General features: G+C 36.3%; 22 protein-coding genes and 1 pseudogene. 6 read left to right on the forward strand and 17 right to left on the reverse strand.

What is annotated here, in order from left to right:
- The 6 genes from JMN12_RS01140 to JMN12_RS01165 form a co-directional block, all read right to left on the reverse strand.
- Positions 1 to 1,275 (reverse strand): ABC transporter permease, encoded by a 1,275-nt coding sequence (locus JMN12_RS01140; protein ID WP_203080603.1) that lies wholly within the window; start codon positions 1,273 to 1,275, stop codon positions 1 to 3.
- A gap of 23 nt (positions 1,276 to 1,298) precedes the next feature.
- Positions 1,299 to 2,228, reverse strand: a complete 930-nt coding sequence (locus JMN12_RS01145; protein ID WP_203136311.1) for an ABC transporter ATP-binding protein — start codon at positions 2,226 to 2,228, stop codon at positions 1,299 to 1,301.
- 276 nt (positions 2,229 to 2,504) lie between these two features.
- The gene (locus JMN12_RS01150; RefSeq protein ID WP_088594137.1) at positions 2,505 to 3,620 is read right to left on the reverse strand and encodes a hypothetical protein; all 1,116 of its coding nucleotides are present in this window, start codon (positions 3,618 to 3,620) and stop codon (positions 2,505 to 2,507) included.
- A gap of 213 nt (positions 3,621 to 3,833) precedes the next feature.
- Complete coding sequence (locus JMN12_RS01155) at positions 3,834 to 4,181, reverse strand: WD40/YVTN/BNR-like repeat-containing protein (RefSeq protein WP_009413624.1); 348 nt, start codon at positions 4,179 to 4,181, stop codon at positions 3,834 to 3,836.
- 278 nt (positions 4,182 to 4,459) lie between these two features.
- Positions 4,460 to 5,593, reverse strand: coding sequence for a hypothetical protein (locus JMN12_RS01160; RefSeq protein WP_203136314.1), 1,134 nt, complete (start codon positions 5,591 to 5,593; stop codon positions 4,460 to 4,462).
- 73 nt (positions 5,594 to 5,666) lie between these two features.
- Positions 5,667 to 6,767: a collagen-like protein gene (locus JMN12_RS01165; protein WP_203136316.1), complete on the reverse strand. Its 1,101-nt coding sequence runs from the start codon at positions 6,765 to 6,767 to the stop codon at positions 5,667 to 5,669.
- Between the two features lie 195 nt (positions 6,768 to 6,962).
- Between JMN12_RS01165 and JMN12_RS01170 the strand changes: the two genes are divergently transcribed.
- Positions 6,963 to 7,328 (forward strand): helix-turn-helix transcriptional regulator, encoded by a 366-nt coding sequence (locus JMN12_RS01170; protein ID WP_009413630.1) that lies wholly within the window; start codon positions 6,963 to 6,965, stop codon positions 7,326 to 7,328.
- A 72-nt stretch (positions 7,329 to 7,400) separates the two neighbouring features.
- Here JMN12_RS01170 and rpsA read toward each other — a convergent pair whose 3' ends face one another.
- The 8 genes from rpsA to JMN12_RS01210 form a co-directional block, all read right to left on the reverse strand.
- Positions 7,401 to 9,155 carry a 30S ribosomal protein S1 gene (gene rpsA / locus JMN12_RS01175; RefSeq protein WP_002678834.1) on the reverse strand — a complete coding sequence of 585 codons (1,755 nt, stop codon included), beginning with the start codon at positions 9,153 to 9,155 and terminating at the stop codon, positions 7,401 to 7,403.
- A gap of 208 nt (positions 9,156 to 9,363) precedes the next feature.
- A complete protein-coding gene (locus JMN12_RS01180) occupies positions 9,364 to 10,203 on the reverse strand; it encodes a leucine-rich repeat protein (protein ID WP_203136318.1) in 840 nt (279 codons plus the stop codon).
- Between the two features lie 71 nt (positions 10,204 to 10,274).
- Positions 10,275 to 10,814, reverse strand: a complete 540-nt coding sequence (locus JMN12_RS01185; RefSeq protein WP_009413633.1) for a DUF4136 domain-containing protein — start codon at positions 10,812 to 10,814, stop codon at positions 10,275 to 10,277.
- Positions 10,815 to 10,991: 177 nt separating this feature from the next.
- A complete protein-coding gene (locus tag JMN12_RS01190) occupies positions 10,992 to 11,342 on the reverse strand; it encodes a heavy-metal-associated domain-containing protein (RefSeq protein WP_002678700.1) in 351 nt (116 codons plus the stop codon).
- Between the two features lies 1 nt (position 11,343).
- Positions 11,344 to 13,599 carry a TonB-dependent receptor gene (locus JMN12_RS01195; RefSeq protein ID WP_203136320.1) on the reverse strand — a complete coding sequence of 752 codons (2,256 nt, stop codon included), beginning with the start codon at positions 13,597 to 13,599 and terminating at the stop codon, positions 11,344 to 11,346.
- A 71-nt stretch (positions 13,600 to 13,670) separates the two neighbouring features.
- Positions 13,671 to 14,135 (reverse strand): HYC_CC_PP family protein, encoded by a 465-nt coding sequence (locus JMN12_RS01200; protein WP_203136322.1) that lies wholly within the window; start codon positions 14,133 to 14,135, stop codon positions 13,671 to 13,673.
- 133 nt (positions 14,136 to 14,268) lie between these two features.
- Positions 14,269 to 16,098, reverse strand: coding sequence for a membrane protein insertase YidC (gene yidC / locus JMN12_RS01205; RefSeq protein WP_203136324.1), 1,830 nt, complete (start codon positions 16,096 to 16,098; stop codon positions 14,269 to 14,271).
- A gap of 21 nt (positions 16,099 to 16,119) precedes the next feature.
- Positions 16,120 to 17,739, reverse strand: coding sequence for a CTP synthase (locus JMN12_RS01210; protein WP_009413638.1), 1,620 nt, complete (start codon positions 17,737 to 17,739; stop codon positions 16,120 to 16,122).
- A gap of 181 nt (positions 17,740 to 17,920) precedes the next feature.
- Here JMN12_RS01210 and JMN12_RS01215 point away from each other — a divergent pair, with 181 nt between their 5' ends.
- Both JMN12_RS01215 and JMN12_RS01220 read left to right on the forward strand, forming a co-directional pair.
- The gene (locus JMN12_RS01215; protein ID WP_088594150.1) at positions 17,921 to 18,736 is read left to right on the forward strand and encodes a M48 family metallopeptidase; all 816 of its coding nucleotides are present in this window, start codon (positions 17,921 to 17,923) and stop codon (positions 18,734 to 18,736) included.
- Positions 18,737 to 18,810: 74 nt separating this feature from the next.
- Positions 18,811 to 19,638 (forward strand): purine-nucleoside phosphorylase, encoded by an 828-nt coding sequence (locus JMN12_RS01220; RefSeq protein WP_009413640.1) that lies wholly within the window; start codon positions 18,811 to 18,813, stop codon positions 19,636 to 19,638.
- Positions 19,639 to 19,705: 67 nt separating this feature from the next.
- On the opposite strand, the gene JMN12_RS01225 is transcribed toward JMN12_RS01220, so the two are convergent.
- Entirely contained in the window at positions 19,706 to 20,122 is a 417-nt protein-coding gene (locus JMN12_RS01225) for an acyl-CoA thioesterase (protein ID WP_088594151.1), read from the reverse strand.
- Positions 20,123 to 20,323: 201 nt separating this feature from the next.
- On the opposite strand from JMN12_RS01225, the gene dnaA reads away from it, so the two are divergent.
- Together dnaA and JMN12_RS01235 are read left to right on the forward strand one after the other, a co-directional pair.
- Positions 20,324 to 21,745: a chromosomal replication initiator protein DnaA gene (gene dnaA / locus JMN12_RS01230; protein WP_002678805.1), complete on the forward strand. Its 1,422-nt coding sequence runs from the start codon at positions 20,324 to 20,326 to the stop codon at positions 21,743 to 21,745.
- Positions 21,745 to 22,917, forward strand: a complete 1,173-nt coding sequence (locus tag JMN12_RS01235) for an alanine dehydrogenase (protein WP_198466064.1) — start codon at positions 21,745 to 21,747, stop codon at positions 22,915 to 22,917. Before dnaA ends, JMN12_RS01235 begins: the two co-directional genes overlap by 1 nt.
- 215 nt (positions 22,918 to 23,132) lie before the next feature.
- Here JMN12_RS01235 and recQ read toward each other — a convergent pair whose 3' ends face one another.
- Both recQ and JMN12_RS01245 read right to left on the reverse strand, forming a co-directional pair.
- On the reverse strand, positions 23,133 to 25,322 hold the full coding sequence (gene recQ, locus JMN12_RS01240; protein ID WP_203136333.1) for a DNA helicase RecQ: 2,190 nt from the start codon (positions 25,320 to 25,322) through the stop codon (positions 23,133 to 23,135).
- Positions 25,323 to 25,942: 620 nt separating this feature from the next.
- Positions 25,943 to 26,536 carry a master DNA invertase Mpi family serine-type recombinase gene (locus JMN12_RS01245; protein WP_203136352.1) on the reverse strand — a complete coding sequence of 198 codons (594 nt, stop codon included), beginning with the start codon at positions 26,534 to 26,536 and terminating at the stop codon, positions 25,943 to 25,945.
- A 134-nt stretch (positions 26,537 to 26,670) separates the two neighbouring features.
- On the opposite strand from JMN12_RS01245, the pseudogene JMN12_RS15555 reads away from it, so the two are divergent.
- Positions 26,671 to 26,803 (forward strand): annotated as a pseudogene (locus tag JMN12_RS15555) (Eco57I restriction-modification methylase domain-containing protein); the annotation flags it as partial.

Genomic DNA, 26,803 nt, shown 5'->3' on the forward strand with positions numbered 1-26,803 from the left:
TTATTTCATTTTAAGCCATTTCCACAGTTCTTTATAAGTAGGTTTTTTGCCGTACATCAAGATTCCAATGCGGTATATTTTGGCTGCCAATTTGATAATTCCGAAGAAAGAAAGATACAGAATAACAAGGGAAATTGCTACTTCCCACCACGCTACCCCAAATGGTATGCGCATTAGCATTACTATAGGTGAAGTGAGAGGAATGTACGAAAACACTACCGAAATGGTGCCGTGGGGCTCTTCGATTACAGAGAACATTCCTACATAGAAGCCTAACATTAAAGGGACTAATATAGGCATCATAAACTGCTGAGTGTCGGTTTCGTTATCAACCATTGCGCCAATCATTGCATAAAGCGAACTATATAGCAAGTAGCCTCCTATGAAGAACAAGAGGAAGACTACGAAGGTTTCGGCAAAAGGGAAATGATATAAAGAATTTACTATATTGTTGATATCCGATAAGTTACCTGCTCCTTGTACTGCTTGTGTAGAAGTGTTTACATCAAAAAAAGAAGGAGCTAATGCTAACAATATCCCCCCTATAGCAACCCATATTACAAATTGAGTGATGCCCGCTAACGAAGTACCTAAAATCTTTCCTAACATCAGTTCAAAAGGTTTGACAGATGAAATGATAATTTCTATAATTCGATTGGTTTTTTCTTCTATTACGCTGCGCATAATCATATTGCCATAGATGATGATAAACATAAAAATTAGATAACCAGCAATTCCTCCAATGCTTATTTTCATCACACTGTCAAATTCGGAGCTCTTTTCCCCTGTGAAATTCTGTAACTCGATATCAATATGAGCTTTAGCTGCGTCTATTTCCTTTTTGTCAATCCCTTTTTGAGTGAGATTATGTTGGAAAAGAGTGCGCTCCATTGCAGCTGTCATCTCATTAGTAAGTGATAAGGAGGGTGATTCTTCACTATAAAAAGCAATATTTTGGTCACCTTTAGCGGGAATGTATAACAATCCATATTGACCTTTTTCTAATACATTAGCTTTGGCATCTTTGAGTGAAATATTATTGAGGTATTGAAACTGAGTTGTCTCGGTATTCTCAAAAGTATTAGCATAGAGTCCGCTTTCATCTACAATCACAATATCCTTAGCCTTGCTCTTTCGGTTCATATCACTTAAAAAGCCAATGATAAAAGCAAACAAAACGAATATAAGTGGACTTACGAACGTCATTATCACAAATGACCTATTACGTATTTTATTTAAGTATTCTCTTTGAATAATAATTCCTAAATGTTTCATAATATGAGCCTCACGGGCAGTTTTTAGTTTGACAATTTATTAATGGTTGAGATAAAAATCTCATCAACGGTAGGGATAGCCTCTACAAAATGAGTTACCTCGGCACGAGTTATAAGGTATTGCAACAAATCGTTAGCGGTTTGTCCTTCTTTTTGCTTGATATGCAGTTTTAATTCGTCGTACAATGTTTTGAAATGCGCTTCACTTAGTTCAAAATGCATTTTCAGTTCGTTCAAGAGAGCAGGTTTCTGGTCTTCAGGCAATTTTAAACCTACTTCGTAAGAATTGTTTTTATAAGCACGTTTGATATCAATAAGTTTACCATCTAATATTTTACGTGATTTATTGATGAGTGCAATATGGTCACACAGTTCCTCTACCGATTCCATTCGGTGAGTAGAGAAGATAATGGTAGCGCCTTGGTCACGCAAGTAGAGAATTTCGTCCTTGATAACATTGGCATTGATGGGGTCGAATCCGCTGAAAGGCTCATCAAATATCAATAGTTTGGGGTTGTGGAGTACGGTTACTAAAAACTGTATTTTTTGAGCCATCCCTTTGGAGAGTTCTTGTACTTTTTTGTTCCACCAATCGCCAATATCGAGGCGTTCGAACCAAAATTTAAGTCGTTCCTTAGCTTCAGCTTTGCTCAATCCTTTGAGTTGTGCTAAATACAAGGCTTGTTCGCCCACTTTCATCGATTTATATAAACCGCGTTCTTCGGGCAAATAGCCTATTTGAGCTGTATGCTTGGGTTGCAAAGGTTCACCGTCAAAAAAAACTTGCCCTGCATCGGGCAGTACAATTTGATTAATAATACGTATAAGAGAAGTTTTTCCTGCCCCATTAGGCCCGAGCAATCCAAAGATGCTGCCTTTAGGGATGTGTAGCGATACATCGTTGAGCGCGGTGTAGTTGCCGTATTGTTTACTGATATTTTCTATTCTAAGCATTTTGAAAAACGGTTAGTGATAAAATGATTAATGATTAGACAACTCCGCTACAAAAGTCTCGCACAGATCTCACAGGTTTAATACGGATAAATCTCTATTAGTAGTTGTGATACGTACGGATTTGTAACTAACGCTGTTAGAATTCACGGAGTAGTTAAATACAGATTTTGTATTTCAGAGGGCAAAGATATAGTAAATCAAAAAGAAAAGCAAATAAAAAAAACAGGTTGTTAGGATAACCTGTTTTTTATGGTATTTTTTGATGAAAAGTTATAGCTACAAATTGTTTTCGTGGGCTACTCTAATAAAAATCTGAATATAAGTATCCATTTCACGGGCTATGTTTTCTATGAGTAATTTTCGTCGTTGAGGGTGTTTTAACGATTCAAAACTTGGACTATTTAAATTCCAGAAGTCTAAATTGTATCGTGTTGAATATGTCCAACCGTACCAACTATTACTTTCTTTGAAACCTGCATAAGTTTCTCTAACACATTTTACAAATAACTCACTACTAGGGTTCCCATTTTTATGAAAACCAAAATAATAATCATTTTCTAATTCGATATCAAAGTTAACTTCTTCATTAGTTTGAGTGGTATAAATAGGAATAGTAAATCCAAACCATTTATGTCTGTTCCTAGTTCCCCTGTAATACTTATTTACGTCTTGTTCAAAATTGAATTTTTCAAACTTATAACCTTTTGCTATAAGTTCATTTTGTAGTTCATTCCAAAAGTAGTTTTGCATTTCGTATTTATCTATTTCGCCACCTTCAACGAATAAATTACATTTTTCTAAAATGCTTTTAATATTTTCAGGGGGGATAGGTTTAGAGTCTACTTTGTACAAGTCACTTTTTAGTACAGTGATGATACCAAATAACTCTTGTGAAAAATTAGTATAAAACTCAGCCATTAAGGCTTGTTTGTCATTGCCAGCTGTTTCAAATTCATTCATTCGCTGTATGATATTTGCAATGTGTTTGAAGATTTTATCGGTATTGTCTTCGTGTGTGTGCATTTGAATGTATGAGAGCTGAAAGAGTAGTTCTTTGAGTTCATCTACATTTTCACCTCCTTGTGCATCATCACGCATTGCAATAGTAATTTTACCATCTTGTACTATTTCTTTGAGTTTTTCTAAGAAGTTATGAAATACTTCTTGTTTTTTCTCGAATACAGAAAGATTTCTCTCGCGTTCTTCTTCAGTGGCAGTTTGTCCTTGCAAAAGGAAAACGGTAACAATAGCTGTGAGTATAGCTCCAATAGCTGAGTTATTAATTTCTTCAACAATTTTAGGGAGCTGATTTTGGTAAATAGTATTAAAGATAAAAATACTAAGAGAGATTACAAACAAAGCTCCTAAGGCAATATATATTTTTCTTGACATTTATTTTTTTATTTAGAGAATGAGGGTGTCCAAAAAGTTCTATTGATGTGGGCGTTTGCAGCATATACCCAGCTATCGCTGGCTTTCCTACATAATATACTACAAAAGTTATTGATTATCAGTATAATCAACTTTGCTAAAGTCTGAAACTTTGGCAAAGTGTAGCAACGCAAAAGTGATTTTGAGACTTTTCGGACAGCCTCATTCTGTAGGTTAATTCCTTTTTGACCAACTACGACCTTCGTTTTTAGAAACATAGGTACCTTTAGAGGTGTGGGCAATGAGTTCTGTTCCAATTACTTGGATAGATTCAAATTCACCATAGGATGAACCTGTATAACGAGTAGACCAGCTACTTCCTCCATTTTTAGAGGCATAAATTCCTTTAGAGGTAATAGCAAAAATTTCACCTCCAAAAACAGCTAAGTCATAAAAGCAACCATATGAAGAGCCTTTATAGCTTGTAGACCAGCTTTTTCCATTACTGGAATGTTCAATTTTGTTGTTGTCGGTAGGGCAAATTCTAATGAATTTGGTACCAAAGTTAATTTCTTGTGCCATTGTTTAAATAATTTAAGTTTTTCCTACTCTGTTATAGGCTTTTCGGATCTGCCTTTAGTTTTTAAAGTAAGTACAATATTTGTTAATTGTTAGTTCTTATAATAATTTCTTTTTCAGCTAGCTTTGTATAAAAAAAGTGTATCCTGATGAAAAAGAAGTACTATTAGATTATCAATTGTATATAGATTTTAGGATATAGAGTAAAAATATTTTGCAATAGACATTTATCTGTTTTATTAGATAGTCTTATTTTAGAATACTAAAAAATTACTTTCATTTTAATTATTTGTTATTTTAAAAGTATAGTTTTCTGGGAAATATTTTGAAAGTCCTAACTCATTGGTGTTAAAATTAAGTTCACTTACAGTTGGATACTTTAAATTAGCTTTTTTTTGCATTTTAGCAATGATTTGTACTTCTTCTTTGTTTAAAGTCCAATCACTAATATATGTATCAAACAATCCTGTTTCGTATAATTGTCCTTCTATTTCTATTTTATTAGGTAGAAAATATCCTTCATACACTATACAATTATCAAAGGTGGTAACATATGCTTCTCCATTCCAAAATTCATCTGAATAAATTTCTTCTTCAGTTTTATAATGTTTAGCAATGTCTCTTCCTATTTTCTTTATATAAGTAGGGAATTTTATAACATATTCTCCTAAAAAGTCCTTTTGTAAAGAATAGTTCCGAGTTTTTTTTTCGTACGATTCTTGGATTTCTGAGTCTGCTTGGTCATTTGGATAGAGATCCTTAAATATTGTATTATGATAAGTATAAACTTCGTTTAATAAAGCATTTCTTGTATTGAACAAGTAGAAGGGGTACCTTTTCATTAAGGAAATATTATATATTTCTTTATCAATATTATATTTTCCTGTTTTGAGTATTACTTCTTTATTTACAAAACTTAAGATGATGTTCTGACTAATTTTTTCTAACATTTTGTACTTATTAGCCATTCGAGCCTCGTATTCTTCTTTTTTCTCATATTCACCTTTTTCAGCCCATTTTTTAAAAGAAACTTCTATGCACAATTTAGCTCTTTCTAACTCAGTTAAGTCTTTACATATTTTCTTGATGATGACATCTTTGTACTTATTTATAGCGTCGTTTTTTGCGCTAAATTCATCTATCAATACATCAAAGGAAAGTTTAATCTCTCCTTTCTTTTTTATGTAGGATTTTTTAGCATTTTCTTTAGCTTTATAAAGAGATTCTCCAGACTTATCTTTTCTCAGCTTATTGATTTCAGCAAGAGAAATACCTAATTTTTGTAAAGCTTTATTTTCAATAGCTTGTTTTTTTATTTCAAAAGCTTTATAGGTATGGGGTGCTTTAGTTTGCCCTAAAATATTAGTAACAAAACACATCATTAATAATGTAATTAGGATTTTAATACTTTTCATTATTATTGAGCTTATTAACAGATATTATCCCTACTCTGTTATAGGCTTTTCGGGTTCCGCCTTTAGTTTAATTTTAAGGTATAGCTTGAATTTTATTAGCATATTGTTTCCAATCTTCAGTCTTTTTGTATGTTTCAATACTGTTTAATGGAACTAAAATATTTGTAGTTTTATTATCTGTAAATAAATTACTTTCAAAAACATAGTAACTTGAACCATTATCACCAATGAAACGTCTATAAGTAGGAGGGGTTTGTTTCTCAATGATAAGAGTTTTTAGTTTAGGACAATTCTCAAAGGTACCTGTAGCAAATGAAATAATACTACTTGGTACAGTTAAGGATTCTAAACTTATACAACCTGCAAAAGAATATTCACCTATACGTTCTATACCATTAGGAAGGGTAGTAAATTTTAGGCGTTTACAATTTTCAAATGCTTTATTGCTAATTCTTTTAACTTTATTTCCTATAACAATAGAAGTTAAGATTTTATTTCCGCTAAAAGCCTCTGGTCCAATAATGGTAACATCTTTGAGTTCTTTAAAGTCATTCATATTGATAGATGTATAACTCATATCATTCCACTGCAATAGAGTTTTTTTATCTTCACTTAATGTGTAAGATGAAAATAAAGATATATATTCATTGCTCCAGCCACTTGTTTCTTTAGGTCCATAAAGACGTTTGTTTTGGCTATCGATATACCAATCTCCTACTACACCTATATTAATAGTAGGGGCTCCTATTCCTGCATAGATTTTAGAGCCATTTTGACCCGGAGTGCCAGTATCACCTTTGTCTCCTTTTTGTCCAGTGGCACCGGTATTACCTTTGTCTCCTTTTTGTTCAGTAGCACCAGTATCACCTTTGTCTCCTTTTTGTCCAGTAGCACCAGTATCGCCTTTCTCTCCCTTATCTCCTTGTATACCTTTTAGGCTGATAGGATTTCCCCAACCTTGTGCAGTTTTAGCTCCATAGAGATTGCTATTAGAAAGGTCTAGATAGTAATCACCTACATTTCCAAGAGTTTCTGTAGGCGCTCCTATTCCAGAAAGGATTTGATTGCCTTTTTGAACCTCCACTCTTTCGATAATTGTTTCAGTTTCTTTTCTACAACTGTTTATAGCTAATGCTCCCAGCACTGCTACTGCCATTAAAATTATTTTCTTCATTTGTTTTGATAAAAATTATTGATTGTTATTTACATTGCAAAAATACTATGAGTAGAGGACAAAGTGTGTCCTATTACAAGAAAAATTTATACTATTTTTTCTGGGGACAAAGTAACTATATTTTTTGCAAATATTTAGTATACTTTTCTTCTATGTTAGAAATATTTCGTACATTTGCAGAAAAAATATTTCTATATGTATAATTATCACGATAAAATAAGAAGAATTAGAGAAGCTAAAGACTACAAGCAAGAGTTTATGGCAATGAAACTAAATATTTCTCAGCGCGCTTATAGTAGTATTGAGAATGGACAAACACAACTTACTGTAGAACGTTTGTTTGAAATTATAAAGATATTAGACACTTCTTTACCTGAAATTTTTGAATATGAAGGAGGTAGTGTACTTCATAATAACTTTAATGATACAGCTACAAAGAATAAGGGAGGAAATCTCATTTGTAATAACAAAGGATTTGAAGAAGAGAGGAAGTTGTATGAGCGTATTATTGCTATGAAAGAAGAGGAGATTGCTTTTTTGAGGAGTCAGCTTGCTAAATAAAAAAAGTCGTTACTTCCCAGCAACGACTTTTCCTCATTAAAACAAAAAATTATGAAAAAAACTAAATTACTTCTATTTTTCCATCTTGTCTTTCAACTCTTGTAATACTTCAAGGTCTCCAAGGGTTGATTTTTCAACAGTAGATGAATTGGTGCTTACAGCAGCTTCTTTAGCTATTTTTTCTTCTTCTTCTTTGAAGATAGCGGTGTGAGAAGCTACCACGCGTTTAAATTCTTTGTTGAACTCAATTACTTTGAACTCAGCAGTATCTCCTTTGCCTAATTTTTTTCCGTCTTCTTTTTCTAAGTGACGTGAAGGAACAAAGGCTAAAATATCGTCGTTGAAAGGAACGGTAGCACCTTTATCTACCATTTTAGAAATGGTACCAGTGTGTACAGTGCCTACGGCAAATTCAGCTTCGTATTTGTCCCAAGGGTTAGGAGTGGTTTGTTTGTGGCCTAATGACAACTTGTGTCCTTCAGCATCCAATTCGAGTACTACTACTTCAATTTTATCACCAGAGTTTACAAATTCTGATGGGTGTTTGATTTTCTTAGTCCAAGAAAGGTCGGTGATGTGGATAAGACCATCAATACCTTCTTCGAGTTCTACGAATACACCAAAGTTAGTGAAGTTACGAACAGTACCTGTGTGTTTAGAACCTACTGGATATTTTTCAGTGATATTGATCCAAGGATCTGGGGTAAGTTGTTTGATACCCAAAGACATTTTGCGTTCGTTGCGGTCGAGAGTCAAGATAACAGCTTCTACTTCGTCACCGAGTTTTACGAAATCTTGAGCAGAACGCAAGTGAGTACTCCAAGACATTTCAGAAACGTGGATAAGACCTTCAACGCCATCAGCGATTTCTACAAAAGCACCATAATCGGCAATAACAACAACTTTACCCTTTACTTTATCACCGACTTTAAGATCGTCGGCTAAAGCATCCCAAGGATGTTTGCTAAGCTGTTTCAAGCCTAATTGGATACGAGATTTGTTGTCGTCGAAATCGAGGATTACTACGTTTAATTTTTGATCTACAGAAACCACTTCGCTTGGGTGGTTGATACGAGCCCAAGAAAGGTCGGTGATGTGAATCAATCCGTCTACGCCACCAAGGTCTACAAATACGCCATAAGAAGTGATGTTTTTCACAACACCTTCGAGTACTTGACCTTTTTCGAGTTGGCTGATGATTTCTTTCTTTTGTTCTTCGATATCTGCTTCGATGAGCGCTTTGTGAGAAACCACTACGTTTTTGAACTCGTGATTTACTTTCACAATCTTGAATTCCATTGTTTTGTTTACGAATTGCTCGTAATCGCGGATAGGTTTCACATCGATTTGAGAACCAGGGAGGAATGCTTCGATGCCAAATACATCTACAATCATACCGCCTTTGGTACGGCTTTTTACGAAACCATTTACGATTTCGCCGTTTTCGTGTGCTAAGTTGATTCTATCCCAAGCCTTAAGCGTACGTGCTTTGCGGTGTGAAAGTACTAACTGACCGTTTTTGTCCTCGCGGATATCAATAAGCACTTCTACTTTGTCACCTACTTTGAGGTTAGGGTTGTAGCGGAACTCGTTGAGAGAGATAACGCCTTCAGATTTAGCGTTGATGTCGATAATTGCTTCTCTGTCGGTAATACGAGTTACAACACCTTCTACTACTTCATTGTCTTGAGTGTCAACGAAATTGTTTTTAACCAATTCTTCGAAGTTTTTTAATTGGTCTTCTTGTACGCTGTCAATACCTTCTTGGTATTTTTCCCAGTTGAAGTTTTGTAAAAATTCTTCTGGATTTTGAGTGTTTTCAGCCATTTGCTGATGATAAAATTTGTATTTCCTGATAGTAATTAGAGTATTATATAAGAGGATTACTATAGGAAAGAGTTAAACTTAATTGATAAAATAAATACTCTATCTCCCCTAAAATCGTGGCAAATGTAGTGATAATCTTCTAAATAGCCAAAAGTTTTTGTAAAAATATTTCTGTGTAACTTTTTATATATCTGATAATCAGTATGTTTTATTTTATAAGGTGTACATATTTTCTCCAATTTTCACTATTGCGATACAAACTTATATCACTTGTGGCAACATAAATAGCTTGTAGTTTTTCGTCGTTGTAGGAAAAGTCACCTTCTAATCGTGGAGGTATTTCACTTTCAATACTTATAGACTCAATACAATTTTTACCAAAGAGGAATTCACCTATAAAGCTCACACGGCTTGGGAAGCTAAGGTGGCGCAATTGGTCACAATCTTCAAAGGCGGCTTTTTGTATGGTAGTGAGCTGTCCATTGAAGTTTATTTTGCTGAGTTTGTTGCAATTGTAGAAAGCATCTCTGCCTATGGTTGTAACATTTCTCAAAATGGGATCAGCTTGCATATCTATAGCAGTAACTTGAGTATCAAACCATTTTAGTAAAGTTTTGCCATCCTCGCTGAGAAGATATTGTTGGGTGATTTTCTTCTCGGTATGAACAGAAGGAGTTACTTGTATGGGAGAAAATATAATGGGTGGAGGGGTAGTTGTAGAAGGATTATTGAAAAATGTGTTATTTACACGTTTTTTAGGATCTCCACCATACACATTTTCTCCTGCACTTCCTTCTTTAAATAACAAAAGAAAAGGGTTATATAAAGGGATCAAAGATAGCCATCCACTTTCACCTATATCGTGACTACGCTTTGCTGATTGTGCAAAATAGAAGATGAAAATAGGAATAAAAAAGATTAATGAAAATGAACGATTAAAATTGAACACTTCATCTAAAAAATTGAAAATTATATAGAAAATGATAAGGGAGAGTCCAAATTCAGTACGCCTGATACGTCCATCAAAAGAAAAAGGGTTTTTAAACATAGGTTACAAATTACTATATGAAAAATTAAAACTTTGTCGGGGTCATTAGACTCTGACAAAGTTAGTGATTGTTATTTTTTATCTGCTGAAGGAGGATATTGTTCTAATATCTTGTTTACAAAATTTTTGATAGCCTCTTCCTTCTTATCCATCGATTGTGGCAAATAGCCTGTGCCTTTTCCTTGCCATACCAATTCACGCTTCTTCGCATCAATAATCTCAATGTAAAGAGTACCCTCAGTATTTCGGCTTACATTATAAGTGGCGCCTCCCCAAAATGGACCCCAACCCATTCCCCAGCCCCAATAATAAGGACTGTTGTCATACACATCTACATTCTCTCGGTCACGAGTGAATATGTTTACTAAAAAATCAGGGTTCTCAGAAAGTGTTAGCCCTTTAGTAGTAAGATTTTGCTCTATAGCACGTAAAATACGTTTCTTATCCAAGTCGGATATTTGTACTTTATCAATACCTTCTTTAAAAAAAGCAAAAGATTTCATCGCTGAAAAATCGGCTTGACGATCATAATCAGTAGCTACATAAATGCTCGCACAAGAACTAAGCCCCAAAGCTACTGCTAACATTAGTAGAATAGTTATCTTTTTCATTTTGTTGTGATTTAGTGTTTCTTTCTTAACAGCAAAATCTATACCGAAATGAGGCTATCTAAAAAAGTGATGTTGTAAAAGTGATTTATAAATCCCCTCTACAACATCACTAAAAGTATCTGATTATCAGTATACCTTAATCATATTTTCAAAAAGCTTTTTAGACTTCCCTATATTTTAAGGTAATCTTTCGTATAAACAGCAGTGGTGTAAGTTTTTATACACTTCATCGTCAGCGCGTTCTTTGCCAGCGTCGTGTCCTACTTTGGCGATAGCTTTCTGCACATCGCTTTCACTACATTTACGCTCGTCAAAAATAAGGGTCATATTGCCACTCTTGATATTCCAATTAGCGCTCTTTACGCCCTTTACGCTATAAGCCGCTTTTTCTATACGCGCCTTACACTGTTCACAGTTGCCTCCTACAGCAAACTCTACTTTCTTACTTTTGTTAGGTGCTTGTTGTGCACTTGCGATAGTGAGTCCAAAAAAACTCAAAGCTATCCATAATAAAATACGTGTTTTCATTTTATAATAATTTAAATCTTAATCCTGCATAATACATCTGTCCAAAGGCAGGAGCGTACTGCATTGTACTATCAAAATATGCGCCAAAAGGATTGTTGGCTGCCAAAATACCATTCTCTTGTTTATAATTGGTGATGTTTTCACCTCCTATATATACCTCAAATGTCTTAGAAAATACTTTGGTGATTTGAGCATTGAGTGTAGTAAATGATGGCGCATAATCGTCTAACCTATAGGCTATAGGGTTCGTAGCGGTTGTAGGCAAGCGTTGTTCTCCTAACCAGTTGAAGGTTACATCAAACTTCCATTGAGAATTCTTGTTCTCGTGGCGCTCAGGAGTCTCGTAAGCTACATTGGCAAACCAGCGATGCTTTGGGGTAAGGGTCTTCTCCATTTGTCCTTTAGTAAACTGCGTTTGCACATCATAATACTTATAGGCAGCCTTGAAGTCCAACCCTTTGGCAGGAGTAATACTAAATTCCGCTTGTAGAGAGTTCGCAAAACTATTCCCATTGAGGTTGTAAAACAAGGCTTGTTGGGGTGAGTTATCCAAATCTACTACTACTTGATTATCAAAATCTGTGCGGTAGAAATCTACCGAGAACTCTGCACTTTTACCGAATACTTTAAACGCTTGCAAAAAGCTCACTCCGTAGTTCCAAGCAATTTCGGGATTCAAACCATAGAGCTTGCCTCCATCACCTCCTATAATAGCAAGCTTGCGTGCGGATGCCAAGAGTTGTTGGTTCTCTGCTATCACATTAGCAGCGCGTTTGCCTCGCCCTGCCGATACTCTGAAAGTCGCTTGTTTCCAAGGATTATAACGCACGTGTAAACGTGGCGTAATGAAGTTTCCTAAATGATTATGACTATCAGCGCGTACTCCTGCCACAAAACTGAAGTTACTCAAATTGTCATAAGTATATTCAAAGAAGGCACCTATGGAGCGATCTACACGCGAGAAATCTCCCGCAAGAGCCGAAGTAGTGAGCACCTCATTATAATCGTCATAAGTTCCGTTGAGTCCTGTGGCAAATTTGTGTTTGGTATCGGTGATGATAGAATTGTATATCAAATTACCATACCAACTCTTTTGCTGTATATCATAGCGGTTCAACCCAAAATAAGAATCTTGACGATGCGACTGAAAAGAGTTCTGCAACCCTATACTCTTATAAGGTGTGTCAGGAAATACATACCCTATTTTATTTGAAGCACTAAAACGTTCGGAGTTTACTTCACTACCCCACGCATTGGTAGTTCCTTTGTCCGTTAGCCGATTAAAACGCAACTCTCCTGCTTGGCGCTCATCTTTCATATAGTGAAGATTCAAAAAACCTACCCACCCTTTTTCTGCATTCGCATACTGCCAACGATTCAACAAGTTGATTTGATTACCTATGGGGTTATCTATAAAACCATCGTGATTGTGGTCGGCTTTCTGCTGACGTACATTGCCGTGTGCAAAAAGAGTAGTCGCCCACTTATCAGATAATTTTTGATTGGTATGAGCATTGAGTTCATAACGATTATCTTCTGAAGCATACAAGTTTAAGAAGAAAGGACGACTACTGATAGGCTTTTCTATCTCATAGTTGATTTGCCCCGAAATACTCTCATACCCATTAATCACACTCCCTGCTCCTTTGGTTATCTGGATGCTCTCAATCCACGTACCTGGTACAAATGAGAGTCCGTAGGCTTGCGAAGCGCCCCGCATTGTAGGGATATTCTCTTCTGCCATTAGTATGTACGGACTGGTTAACCCCAGCATCTTTATCTGTTTGTTACCCGTAACAGCATCCGAGAAGTTCACATCAATTGATGGGTTAGTAGAAAAACTCTCCGATAGGTTGCAACAAGCTGCTTTCAGTAATTCCCCACTACTCATTGTGTGCACATCAGCTACTTGCCATTGCGATTTCATCGTGTTAGCACGCTTCTGGCTTACTACCACCTCTCCCAAAGCCGCTTCTGGTTCCAATTGAATATGTAAAGACGCATTACCGCTTACTTTTACAGTTTTCTTTTTATAACCAATATAGCTTACTGCCAAAGTATTAGAAGCATCTGTGCGTTTCAGCGTGAAAGCTCCTTCATTATCAGTAGATACACCTATTTCAGTACCCTCCCAATACACATCTGCCCCTATAAGAGGTGCGTTGTTTTCGTCTACCACTTTCCCTTTGCTAAAATGTTGAGCAAAGACAGACAAGGGCAACAACAGCCCTATTAAAAAGATATATTTTTTGTACATTATTGTCTTGTTTTATTCAGTTTAGAAATTAGAATTTAAGGATTGGAAAACAGAGGTATATTTCTTACCTCTTATCTCTTACCTGAATAAAACACCCTCTGGCAGTACAATTCATACAGAGGAGGCGCATTCAACTGCAAAAAGAAATCTCTCGTAATGGCTTTCTTTACAGTCTGAGGAATACTTACCACTTCCAAAGTAGGAAAAACCAAAGAATTTACTACAAAAGGTTGTAGTTGCAGTTCCAACGCTTTTACTACTGAAGTACTATCAGAAATAGAAGATGATATAGCTGTATTGTCACAGCATTTTTTATGTGAAGTTTCTGTTTTACTCTCATCACTATCGTCGTCCTCAGAAGCACAACAAGAGTCCATATCAGCACAATCACTTACTTCTTCATCTACAGAAGAAGTGATATATTCTAAAGAAACTGACGATAAGTGGTCTTGACAATAATGAAAAGAAATAGCCCATCCTGAATTAGAGAACAAGATGAGTGCAGATAATAATATGTTGATAAATTTTCTTTTCATAGTTTGAAAACATTAGCAGCAAAAACTATGCCATTATATAGTTTTATATAAAAACTTTGCCAAAGATCGTAGTGCAATAGCAATAGAGAACTTTGGCAAAGTGTATTTGTTTTTTAGTTGTTAAATCTATAGGCTAACGTTTATTTTGTTGAGCTTTGCGTTGCGCTTCAGCTTGTTCCATCATCTCACGCATTTTAGCTTGGAATTTACTTTCTTTTTTAGGTTTTTTCTTGTTTTCTTGTATTTGAGCGTGAATCTTCTTCTCGTCTATAATCCAATACTTGATAGCTAACATAATGCCTATAGTCAATAAGTTAGATATAAAGTAGTATAAACTGAGTCCGCTGGCGTAGTTGTTGAAGAAGAACAACATCATTATAGGAGATAGATAGATGAGGAACTTCATATTAGGCATACCAGGTTGCTGAGGTTGTGCAGTCTGTGCCATTGTCATCATTGAGTAGATGAAAATAGCGATAGAAGCCAACAAAGGGAACAAACTTACGTGACTTCCGTAGAACGGTATAGAGAAAGGAAGTTCAAAGATAGCATCGTAAGACGATAGGTCGTGAGCCCATAAAAAACTCTTTTGTCTCAATCCAAATTCGGTAGGGAAGAAGTTGAAGAGCGCTAAAAACACAGGCAATTGTAAGAGGGCTGGAATACAACCACTGAGTGGGTTCACTCCTGCTTTGCTATACAGAGCCATAGTTTCTTGTTGGCGTTTCATAGGTTCGTCGTATTTTTTATTGATTTCGTCAATTTCAGGGCGTAATACCTTCATTTTAGCTTGAGAAACATACGATTTATAAACGATAGGTGATAGCAATATACGCACGATAAAGGTCATCAAGATGATCACCAATCCTACGGAAAAATAATCAGCAAGGAAATTATAAAGAGGAATAAACAACCATTTGTTCAACCAACCGAAGATACCCCAACCTAACGGAATGAGCTCAGTAAGTTCGTATTTATTGTTATATTGTTTGAGTACGTTGTAATCACTAGGTCCGAAATAGAAGTGCAGTGATTCACTCAATTCTCCACTTTTAGCTTTTACAGGTAAAGAAGTAAGGAAGTTTTTAGTGTATTTTACTTCTTTTCCTTCATTCATAGCAATATTGTGAGAAACGAAATCACCTTTCTCAAACGGATTGTCGGAGATAAGAACAGAAGTAAACAAGTGTTGTTTATAAGCCACCCAACTAACTTTTTCTTCTTTTTGTTCGTCGTTACCAGCTTGGCTCATACGATTGATACGGTCACCTTCATATTGTATAGCAGCTTGAGTATAACGGTTTTCATAGGTTACACTTTTCTCCATACGGCGAGCTTGTAATTTCCAATCGATGTTCATAGGTTTAGAAGTGTTTACAGCTCCAGCTAAACCTTGAGAACGCACTACTAAATCGAGCATATATCCTTCTTTAGGCAAGGTGTATACGTATTCTAAATAAGTATTTTCGGAAGTTTTAAGCTTCATAGAAAGCACTTGTCTACCATTGTTTTCACTTAGGGTAGGCTCAAAATACAAATCTTTGGTGTTTAATTTTTTGTCCTGAGCAGTAGTGAAGTTAAGACTAAAAGTAGCATTCCAATCTTTTACTAAGTAAACAGGCAAAGAATCATAGGTTTTGAATTCTTTGAGCAACACCTCTTTAAGCTGTCCGCCACGGTTACTGATAGTGATTTTAAGGTCTTTATTTTCTAATACAGTTACCTCATTTTTAGCAGAAGGCAAGGTAGTTGAATAGGCAAAGTTTCCTAAATCAGTAGGTTGAACAGTAGAAGTATTATTTTGAGTATTGGCAGCAGTTTTATTAGCTTGTTGTTCTTGTTGAGTTTTGTGCTTAGCTAATTCTTCTTGAGAAGGTTTATTATTGTTCATAAACCACATTAAGAGTACAAAAATTAAGGCAAAACCTATAATACTCTTTACATCGAATTTTCTTTCGTCCATATAATTGTTTTTATCTGTTATTTAGTTCTTTTTTAGTTTATTGTTCAAAGCAGCTTTTACAAAAGCCACAAATAGTGGGTGAGGATTGGCAACAGTACTTTTGTATTCAGGGTGGTATTGTACCCCTACAAACCAAGGGTGATTAGGTAATTCTACTACCTCCACTAAACCTGTATCAGGATTGATACCGGTGCATTGTAAACCTGCTTTCTCAAGTTGTTCTTTGTAGTCGTTATTAAATTCATAGCGGTGACGGTGGCGTTCAGAAATATCTTTTTTACCATAGGCTTCGTATATCTTGCTACCTTTGGTAAGTTCACAATCCCAAGCGCCCAAGCGCATAGTGCCACCTTTATGAGTAATCTCCTTCTGACTTTCCATCAGACTAATCACAGGGTAAGGCGTTTGTTCGTTCATTTCGGTAGAGTTGGCGTCTTTAAGTCCTGCTACGTGGCGTGCAAATTCAATGACTGCCATTTGCATTCCAAGGCAAATACCCAAGAAAGGAATGTTATGCTTGCGTACATACTCAATAGCTTTTATTTTACCTTCAATACCACGACCGCCAAAACCGGGAGCGACGAGTACAGCATCTAAATGACCTAATTTAGCTTCAATATTCTCTTCGTTGAGATGTTCGGAATGAATACTCTCTACATCTACACGCACTTCGTTAGCAGCTCCAGCGTGTATAAAAGCTTCTAAAATAGATTTATAAGCATCTTGTAATTCTACATATTTACCTACTAACCCTACTTTTATGCGGTGTTTAGGATTCTTGTAACGTTGCAAAAAAGTGTTCCATTGGGTGAGGTCGGGTTCGTTTTTACAAGGGAGGTCTAACTTCTTGAGAGCTACTTTATCCAAGCCTTCTAAGAGCATTACATTTGGTACATCATAGATTGTAGGTACATCAATAGATTGGATTACAGCCTCACGTTTTACATTACAGAAGAGCGCTAACTTATAACGAAGGTCATCGGAGAGTTCGTGCTCAGTACGACAAACTAATATATCGGCTTGGATACCGCTTTCCATCAAGGTTTTTACACTGTGTTGCGTAGGTTTGGTTTTGAGTTCACCTGCAGCTGCGAGATAAGGTACTAAAGTGAGATGTATCACGATACCATTATGTTCTCCTAAATCCCATAAAAGTTGACGTACAGACTCTATATAAGGCAAAGATTCTATATCACCCACTGTGCCTCCAATTTCTGTAATCACAATATCATACTCACCTGTTTTGCCAAGTATCTGAATACGTTCTTTAATTTCGTTGGTAATATGTGGGATTACTTGTACTGTTTTGCCTAAGAATTCACCGCGGCGTTCTTTTTCAATTACACTTTGGTAAACGCGTCCAGTAGTTACATTGTTTGCTTGAGAAGTGTATACATTTAGGAAACGTTCGTAATGACCTAAGTCGAGGTCAGTTTCAGCTCCGTCTTCAGTCACAAAGCACTCGCCGTGTTCATAAGGGTTAAGAGTACCAGGGTCGACATTGATATAAGGGTCGAACTTTTGTATGGTTACCCTATAGCCACGAGCTTGCAAGAGTTTAGCAAGTGAAGCTGCAATGATGCCTTTTCCTAAAGAAGAGGTTACCCCTCCAGTTACAAATATATATTTGGTATTTGCCATTTCTATTTAATTTGCGTGCAAAGGTACAAATTAATTAACAATTAGCAAGTAACAATGGACAAAAATTAGGGATTGGGAGATAGGGATAGGGAATAGAATAATTTACAATATTGTTAAATAATGTTAATCGGTGATTGTCAATTATTAAATTATTATTATCTTTGCCCTCAAATAAAATTTTATGAAGAAATTAATTTTAATTACATTACTTTTGATGATCTCTTCTTGTAAAACAAATCCTTTTACAGGGAAGAGTACCCTTAACTTTATGCCTAATAGCAAAGTTTTTCCAATGGCATTTAGTCAATATTCCACCTTTTTAAATTCAAATAAGGTGTTGAAAGGCACTAATGATGCTGCTATGGTAAAGCGAGTGGGGGAACGTATAGCCAAAGCAGCCAAATTATGGCTCGATACCAATGGTTATCAAGGTTATTTAGATGATTATCGCTGGGAGTACAACTTAGTAGATAGTCCTGAAGTAAACGCTTGGTGTATGCCAGGGGGCAAGATTGTAGTTTATACAGGGATTTTACCTGTAACAAAAACTGAAGCAGGTTTAGCCGTGGTTATGGGGCACGAGGTAGCACATGCTTTAGCTGATCACGGTGCACAACGTATGAGTGCCTCTACCTTGCAGCAGATAGGAGCTATAGCAGGTTCTATAGCTTTACAAAGTAGCAAATATGCCGCTTATACCGACCAGTTTATGCTGGCTTATGGCTTAGGTTCTAATTTAGGAGTGATGTTGCCTTTCAGCCGTTCCAATGAAACAGAGGCTGATGCTATAGGTATTCAAATTATGGCAATTGCAGGCTATGATCCTTCTGAAGCTCCTGAGTTATGGAAACGTATGGCAGCATTAAAAGGAGGTAAATCAACCAGTTCGTTACTTAGTACGCACCCTTCTGATGCTTCACGGATTAAAAATCTTACCGCCTTAGTGCCTAAAGCAAGAGCAGAAGCTGCTAAATTTGGTGTTACTAATTTTCAATAATTAGTAAATTTATCAATAGTTCCCATTCCTCCAAAGGCAGACAATCTACAAAATCGACAAAAAAATAAAGAAATATGCAACAAATTTACGACAAAATTAACGAGACGGCTCGCATCATACAGTCGTACATTACAGAACACACTCCAGAGTTTGCTATTATTTTAGGGTCTGGACTTCACAAATTAGAAGATGAAGTGGAAGTGATTTCGGAAATTAAATATAACAATATTCCCAACTTTCCTAAATCGACTGTAGCTGGACACAAAGGCAAACTTATCTATGGCAAAATAGAGAACCGTTATGTGTTGATGATGGCAGGGCGTGTGCACTATTACGAAGGCTATACAATGCAAGAGGTAACTTTTCCGATACGTGTGTTTGCACAATTAGGTATCAAGCGTCTCATCGTTTCTAATGCTTCAGGAGGTGTGAATCCTAATTTTTCTATAGGAGATGTAATGGTGATTCGCGATCATATCAATATGTTTCCAGAACACCCTTTGCGTGGTAAGAACTTAGACCAGTTTGGGGCGCGTTTTCCCGATATGAGCAAACCTTATAATCACGCTATGATAGCTGAATTAGAAAAAATAGCTAAAGAGCACAATATCAAACTTCAAAAAGGCGTGTATGTAGGGTTGCAAGGACCTTCGTTTGAAACGCCAGCCGAATATGGTATGGTGCGTATTTTAGGAGGTGATGCAGTAGGGATGAGTACTGTGCCTGAAGTGATTGTAGCACGTCATCAAAATATGGAGGTGTGTGCCCTTTCAGTAATCACCGATTTAGGAGGTCCAGAAATCTCACCAGATGTATCACACGAAGAAGTACTTAACGCAGCAAATATAGCTATGCCTAATGTAATTCTTTTAGTGAAAAATCTCATTAAAAACTACAGATAGTCTTTAGCTTTTTAGTCGTTAGTCGTTAGTAGTGAGATACTAACGACTAACGATTCATTATTAGTGACTAATTACTCATCTTCTCTTCAATTAATTTTAATACCTTTTCAGGACAGCGCACTGGTCTAAAAGTTTTTGCATCTACAAATACTAATATGGTGTTAGCTGTGGAAAGTAACTCTCCTCTTTCATTAAGAATTTCATAATCAAACTCAATTTTTGTAGAAGGCAATTCTTTTAGTTTGGTGCGAATGGTAATCAACTCATCATATAGGGCTGGTTTTTTATATTGAATTTGCAAAGAAACCACAGGCATCATAACTCCTTCTTCTTCCATTGCTTTATAGGTAAAACCAATAGAGCGCAACCATTCCACTCTTCCCAATTCGAGGTATTGAGGATAATTTCCATAATACACTACCCCCATTTGGTCGGTTTCTGCATAGCGAGTACGCAGTACATAATCGAAGTATAATTCTTTCATAATTAGATAGATATAAACATTAACAAAAGATTAACATCGTTCCCTTATAAAATAAATTCAGAAAAACAAATGTTAAATATTTTTTTTATTCAAAAATTATTCACAATTTTGCTGACTGAAAAAAGAACAGTTTTATCACCGGCAAAATTAGTAAAAAAATCTAATAATCAAATTTTTAGCTAAAAAGTAGCACCCTAAAAAATGAAAGAAGCAGCTGAAAAAGTTTGGAGTAAGTGTCTTGAATTTATAAAAGACAACATCACTGAGCAACAATTTAATACTTGGTTTGTTCCTATTGTCCCTGTTGAATTAGAAGGAAATGCTTTGAAAATCAAAGTTCCAAGTAGATTCTTTTATGAATGGTTAGAAGAAAATTTTATTTCTCTTCTCAAATCGGCAATGACATTTACTTTGGGAGTAAACTCCCGCCTTGTGTATATTGTTGATAATCCACTTACTAAAGAACAACTTCCAAGTACAAATCGTCCAGAATTAGCAAAACAGACTTTGACTTTAGCTACTGAGACCAAAGACCCTGGGCTTAAAAATCCTTTTGTAATACCTGGAATTCGTGAGATAACTGTTGATCCTCAACTCAATTTACATCAAAACTTTGATAATTTTGTAGAAGGTGCTTCTAATCGTTTGGCACGTTCTGCAGGTATGGCAGTAGCCAATAAACCTGGTGGAACGGCTTTTAATCCACTATTTATTTTTGGAGGGGTAGGCTTAGGAAAAACTCACTTAGCTCACGCTATAGGGGTGGATATTAAAGAAAAATACCCCAAGAAAAAAGTGCTTTATGTTTCTGCTGAAAAGTTTACTCAACAGTTTATCAGTGCTTCTACAGCTAAAGACAAGGATAAAAATACTCTTAACGACTTTATTCACTTCTATCAGCTCATCGATGTACTTATCGTAGATGATATTCAATTCCTTTCGGGGAAGGTGAAAACTCAAGATGCTTTCTTTCATATCTTCAATCACCTACACCAAAACGGCAAGCAGGTAATCCTCACTTCGGATAAAGCTCCTGTAGATTTATTTGATATAGAACAACGTCTTCTTTCTCGTTTTAAATGGGGGCTTTCGGCTGAATTACAAACTCCTGATTACGAAACACGTTACAAGATTTTAGAAAATAAATTCTATAATGATGGAGCCGAAATAGGAGAAGATATAATTGCTTATTTGGCTGAAAATATACGTACGAATGTACGTGAATTAGAAGGGGTGAGCAACTCATTGATTGCACAAGCAGCGTTTAATCGCAAAGAATATTCTATAGAACTCGCACAAAGCATTATCGATAAATCGGTGAAAAATAATAAAAACGATTTGACTATTGACCACATTCAGCAAATTATAGCCGATTACTTCAATTTAGATATCGAATCACTACATTCCAAGACCCGTAAACGCAATGTAGTACAAGCTCGACAATTGGCAATGTTTTTCTCGAAGAAATACACTAAAAACTCACTTTCTACCATTGGAAGCCAGATAGGGCAACGTGATCACGCCACAGTGCTACACGCTTGCAAAACAGTGGAAAACTTAATAGAAACCGATCGCGCTTTCAAGAAATATGTGAGTGATTTAGAAACTAAATTCTCAGACTAATGCAAACCATATCTCAACTATTACCACAAGAAGAACGCTTAGCGGTGAGCAATGAGCAACAATCGTTGAAAATAGGACTTCCTAAAGAACGCACTTTTCAAGAGAAACGAATTTGCTTAACGCCTGATGAAGTGGCGGTATTAGTAACTAATGGTCACCAAATTCTCGTAGAGGCTGGGGCAGGTGAAGAAGCTCACTTTCCTGATGCTGATTACAGCGAGGCAGGTGCCGAAATTGTGTATGATACCGAAGCAGTTTTTGCTTGTCCAATGGTACTGAAGGTTGAGCCTCCTACTACTGAAGAACTCGCTTACTTCAATCCTCAAACAGTATTGTTTTCAACTTTACAACTCAATACACAAGATATATCCTATTTTGAGATGCTTACACAAAAGCAGATTACTGCTTTAGCTTTTGAATATATCAAAGATGAGGCTGAAAACTATCCTATACAACAATCGGTGGATGAGCTTACGGGTATAGCTGCTGTGCTTACTGCTTCAGAACTCATCACAGAAGAAAATCGACTTCTATTTGGAAATATTACAGGAGTACCTCCTATAGAGGTGGTACTTTTGGGAGCTAATAATATCACAGAAGCTGCTGCTAAAGCTGCCTTAGGATTAGGTGCTAATGTAAAGATATTTGCTTCCTCCCTCACCGATTTAAGGAAACTACGCACACATTTACCTCCCTCAGTATATACCGCAACCTTACAACCTCAATTACTTTGTGAATCCTTGAAGCGTTGTAACGTACTTATAGGAGCTATGACGGGAACTCATCGCTCACCTATAGTTGTTACAGAAGATATGGTACAACAGATGTCACGAGGCGCTGTGATTGTAGATACAAGTATAGGCAATGGAGGTTGTGTGGAAACAAGCGGACTTACAACTTTAGAACAACTCACCTTCACTAAATACGAAGTTGTACATTGCGGGGTACCTAATCTTTCTTCACGTTATGCCCGTACAGCTTCAACGTCGTTGAGTAATATTTTATTGCCTTACCTGCTGAAAATAGGAGAGGAGGGAGGAGTAGAAAACCTCTTACAAATAGATAAAGGTTTTAGAAACGGACTTTATTCTTACCACGGAATCCTTACCCATAGTACTGTTTCAGAATGGTTTGGATTGCCTTGTAAACCACTACATTTATTGTTTTTATAAGATATAAAAAAGAGGGTGTCCAAAAAGTTTTATTTATGTGGGCGTTTGCAAAACGCCCCATAACATACTACAAAAATTATTGATAATCAAATTAATGGGTTTTGCCAAAGGTGCGATTCGCACAGACAATTTTAAACTTTGGCAAAGTGTAACGATAAAAAAGAGAATTAAGCATTTTTGCCTAATTCTCTTTTTTTATTTTATGTGTACTTCTGTTAATTTGCTACTTCACTGATAAATTTCAATCGGTAGATTCTTAGTTCATCATCTTCGTATTCACCGGCAAATTCTTTAGAAGCTAAAGATATTTTGTCACTTTCAGCTTCCATAAAGTATTCGTGAAGCTCTTCTTGTTGTTCTTCATCAAAGATTTCGTTTACCCAATAATCAATATTTAGCTTGGTACCGCTGTATACGATTTGTTCCATTTCTTTGAGAAATTCGTCCATCTCCAACCCTTTGGCTTGGGCAATGTCGGGCAATGGCAATTTGCGGTCTATATTCTGAATGATAAACAATTTTAGAGCCGAGTTAGACCCTGTAGTTTTTACAATTAAATCTTCAGCGCGTACAATATCATTTTCCTCTACATAACGCTCGATGAGTTTTACAAACTCACTACCGTATTTTTTAGCTTTGCCTTCTCCAATCCCGTGTACATTGGTAAGTTCTTGAATGGTAATAGGGTATTTGAGTGCCATATCTTCGAGTGAAGGGTCTTGGAATACCACAAACGGAGGCACCCCTTTCTGTTTGGCTACCTTTTTGCGCAAATCTTTTAACATATCAAGAAGTACAGGGTCTGCAGCTACAGCATTAGCACTATTGATATCTTCCGGTTCTTCTTCATAACTATGGTCTTCAGTCATCATAAATGAAGGCACTTCTTTTAAGAATTCCTTTCCTTTATCGGTGATAAACATTACTCCGTAAGTTTCTATATCCTTGCGTATGAGTCCGTTTACCATTACCTGACGAAGGAGAGCCATCCAATAAGCATCGTCTTTATCTTTACCAATGCCAAAGAACTCTTGTTCATCAATACGATGCGCTTTGATAAGAGCACTCACTTTACCGATAAGTGTATTTACAATTTCTTTAGCTTTGAACTTTTGTTTGGTAGCAATAATCACGTTGAGCAATTTTACTACATCATCTTTAGCTTCCTTCTTCTCTTTAGGAAAACGCACATTGTCGTCCATATTGGCACCTTCACCATTTACCTCGTCAAACTCTTCGCCAAAGTAATGCAAGATAAATTTACGACGTGAACTAGAGGTTTCGGCGTAAGCTACGATGTCCTGCAAGAGCGCTTGTCCTATTTCCTGCTCGGCTATAGGCTTGCCTATCATAAATTTTTCGAGTTTTTCTACATCTTTATAAGAATAGAAAGCCAAGCAATGCCCTTCACCGCCATCACGACCAGCACGTCCTGTTTCTTGATAGTAACTTTCAATACTTTTGGGGATATCGTGGTGGATTACAAAACGTACATCGGGTTTATCAATACCCATACCAAAGGCGATGGTTGCTACCACCACATCTACCTCTTCCATCAAGAACATATCTTGGTGTTTGGCGCGTGTTTTGGCATCTAATCCCGCGTGGTAAGGTACTGCAGAAATGCCGTTTACTTGTAAGGTTTGTGCAAGGTCTTCTACCTTTTTACGGCTGAGACAGTATATAATTCCTGATTTTTTGCTGTTCTGTTTTACAAAACGGATGATATCGGCATCTACATTTTTGGTTTTAGGGCGTACTTCATAATAGAGATTAGGGCGGTTGAATGATGATTTAAATACATTGGCTTCGAGCATTCCCAAGTTTTTGAGGATATCCTCTTGCACTTTAGGGGTAGCTGTAGCTGTAAGCGCGACGATAGGGATATTGCTGCCCAGACGCTCGATAATGGTTTTGATATTGCGGTACTCAGGGCGGAAATCGTGTCCCCATTCAGAGATGCAATGCGCCTCGTCTACAGCGACAAAGGAGATAGGGACGGTTTTGAGAAAGTTAGCATATTCCTCTTTGATGAGGGACTCGGGGGCGACATATAGCAATTTGGTTTTGCCGGCACTGATATCCTCCATTACTTCGCGGATTTCGTTTTTGGTAAGAGAAGAGTTTAGTACGTGGGCAATACTATCGGTAGATGAAATACCACGCATCGCGTCTACTTGGTTTTTCATCAAGGCGATAAGGGGGGAAATCACAATAGCAGTTCCCTCCAGAACTAAGGCAGGCAATTGGTAGCACAATGATTTACCACCACCTGTAGGCATAATTACAAAGGTATTTTCTTTGTTGATCACACTGGTAATAATTTCTTCTTGATGCCCTTTGAACGCTTCAAACCCAAAGTAGTGTTTCAGGGCATTGTGTAAATCATTTTTTGTCATTTTCATATTAAATATTCTCCTGTTTTAGTGTTGAGTTTTTCTGTCATTAGATATATTTTACAAATATACGACATTTTTCTAAACCACAAAAATTTTTAATAAAAAAAGTGTTACCCGCCAATTTCATTGAAGGGAGACAATCTGTAAAGGAGATAACTTGTGATTTAATACAAGTTGCACGGGCAGGTGCGAGCCGCACGGGCAGGGATGGGAGTGGTGGGAGTGGTGGGAGTGGTGGGAGAAGTATAGTTTTAAATCTCCCACAAAGCCAGCGAGGGCTCACGGCTGGGTATGTGAACACGAATTTGCACGAAATAAGGACTGCAAAAAACTTTTTACTTTACATTATCTCACGAATTTTCACCTGACGGTGAATTATTTTGTGAATATATTATGTTACAAAGCTGTAAATCAATGTTCTGTTATATCGAACTGACGTTAAATAAACTAGCTCGTTGCAGATAAAAAGTTGAATACTTTTGAGTTTGAGCCTCGCTAAGTTGAGCGAATAATACTGCAAAAAAAGCAATTAAAATATGTTTCATATCTTTGTAAATATTTTAGATGAGTGCTGCAAATATATTATAAAAAAGTCAAAATGACCTAATATAATCAGACACTAGGACTTACAATCGTTCTTTTACAAAAGCACTCACTGTAAGACGGTGTACTCCTAATATACGCCCAATGGCCGAATACGATACTTTTTTCTCTAAAAGCTCCTTAATTTTCTTTTCTTGCCCTGTGAGTTTTGTTTTAGCGGACTTACTACCTTTAGGGCGACCGAGAACTACTCCCTCTGCTTTCTTGCGTGCCAATGCCTCTTTTGTACGCTGACTGATAAGGTTACGTTCAATCTCAGCAGAAAGCCCAAAAGCAAATGCCAACACCTTACTATTGATATCACTCCCCAAGCGATAATTATCTTTAATTGTCCACACCTGAATATCGCGGTTCATACACTCATTGAGCACCCCCATAATCATCAAGAGGTTACGCCCCAACCGCGATAACTCCGAGCAAATAAGCACATCACTTTTCTTCATTTTTTTAAGGAGCTTACCCAATTTTCTATTCTCCACTCTTGTCATACCCGAAATGGTTTCTTCTACCCAAACATCAATACTTAGGTTGTTTTTCTCACAGAAATTACTAATTTCAAAACGTTGATTCTCTACAGTTTGTTTATCGGAACTCACCCGAATATATCCATAAATCATTGTATAAATTAATTTAATATTAGTCTTTTAATATACAAATTTTGTAGGGAATAATTGCATAAATTAAATAATATAGTCAATTTTTATAGATAAAAAAAAGTTAGGTATTTAGGGCAAATAATTTAGACAACCCTGGATTTGATATTGTTATTGGGAATCCTCCGTATGGAGCTGACATTGATAAATTGGTTCCTATATTTAAAAAAATATATCCTGAAACTACTAAGAGTTTTACTGAAATATATAAAATATTTTTCGATAAAGGAA

Origin of the sequence: Capnocytophaga genosp. AHN8471 (genome assembly GCF_016806945.1) — a bacterium.
Lineage (GTDB): Bacteria > Bacteroidota > Bacteroidia > Flavobacteriales > Flavobacteriaceae > Capnocytophaga > Capnocytophaga periodontitidis.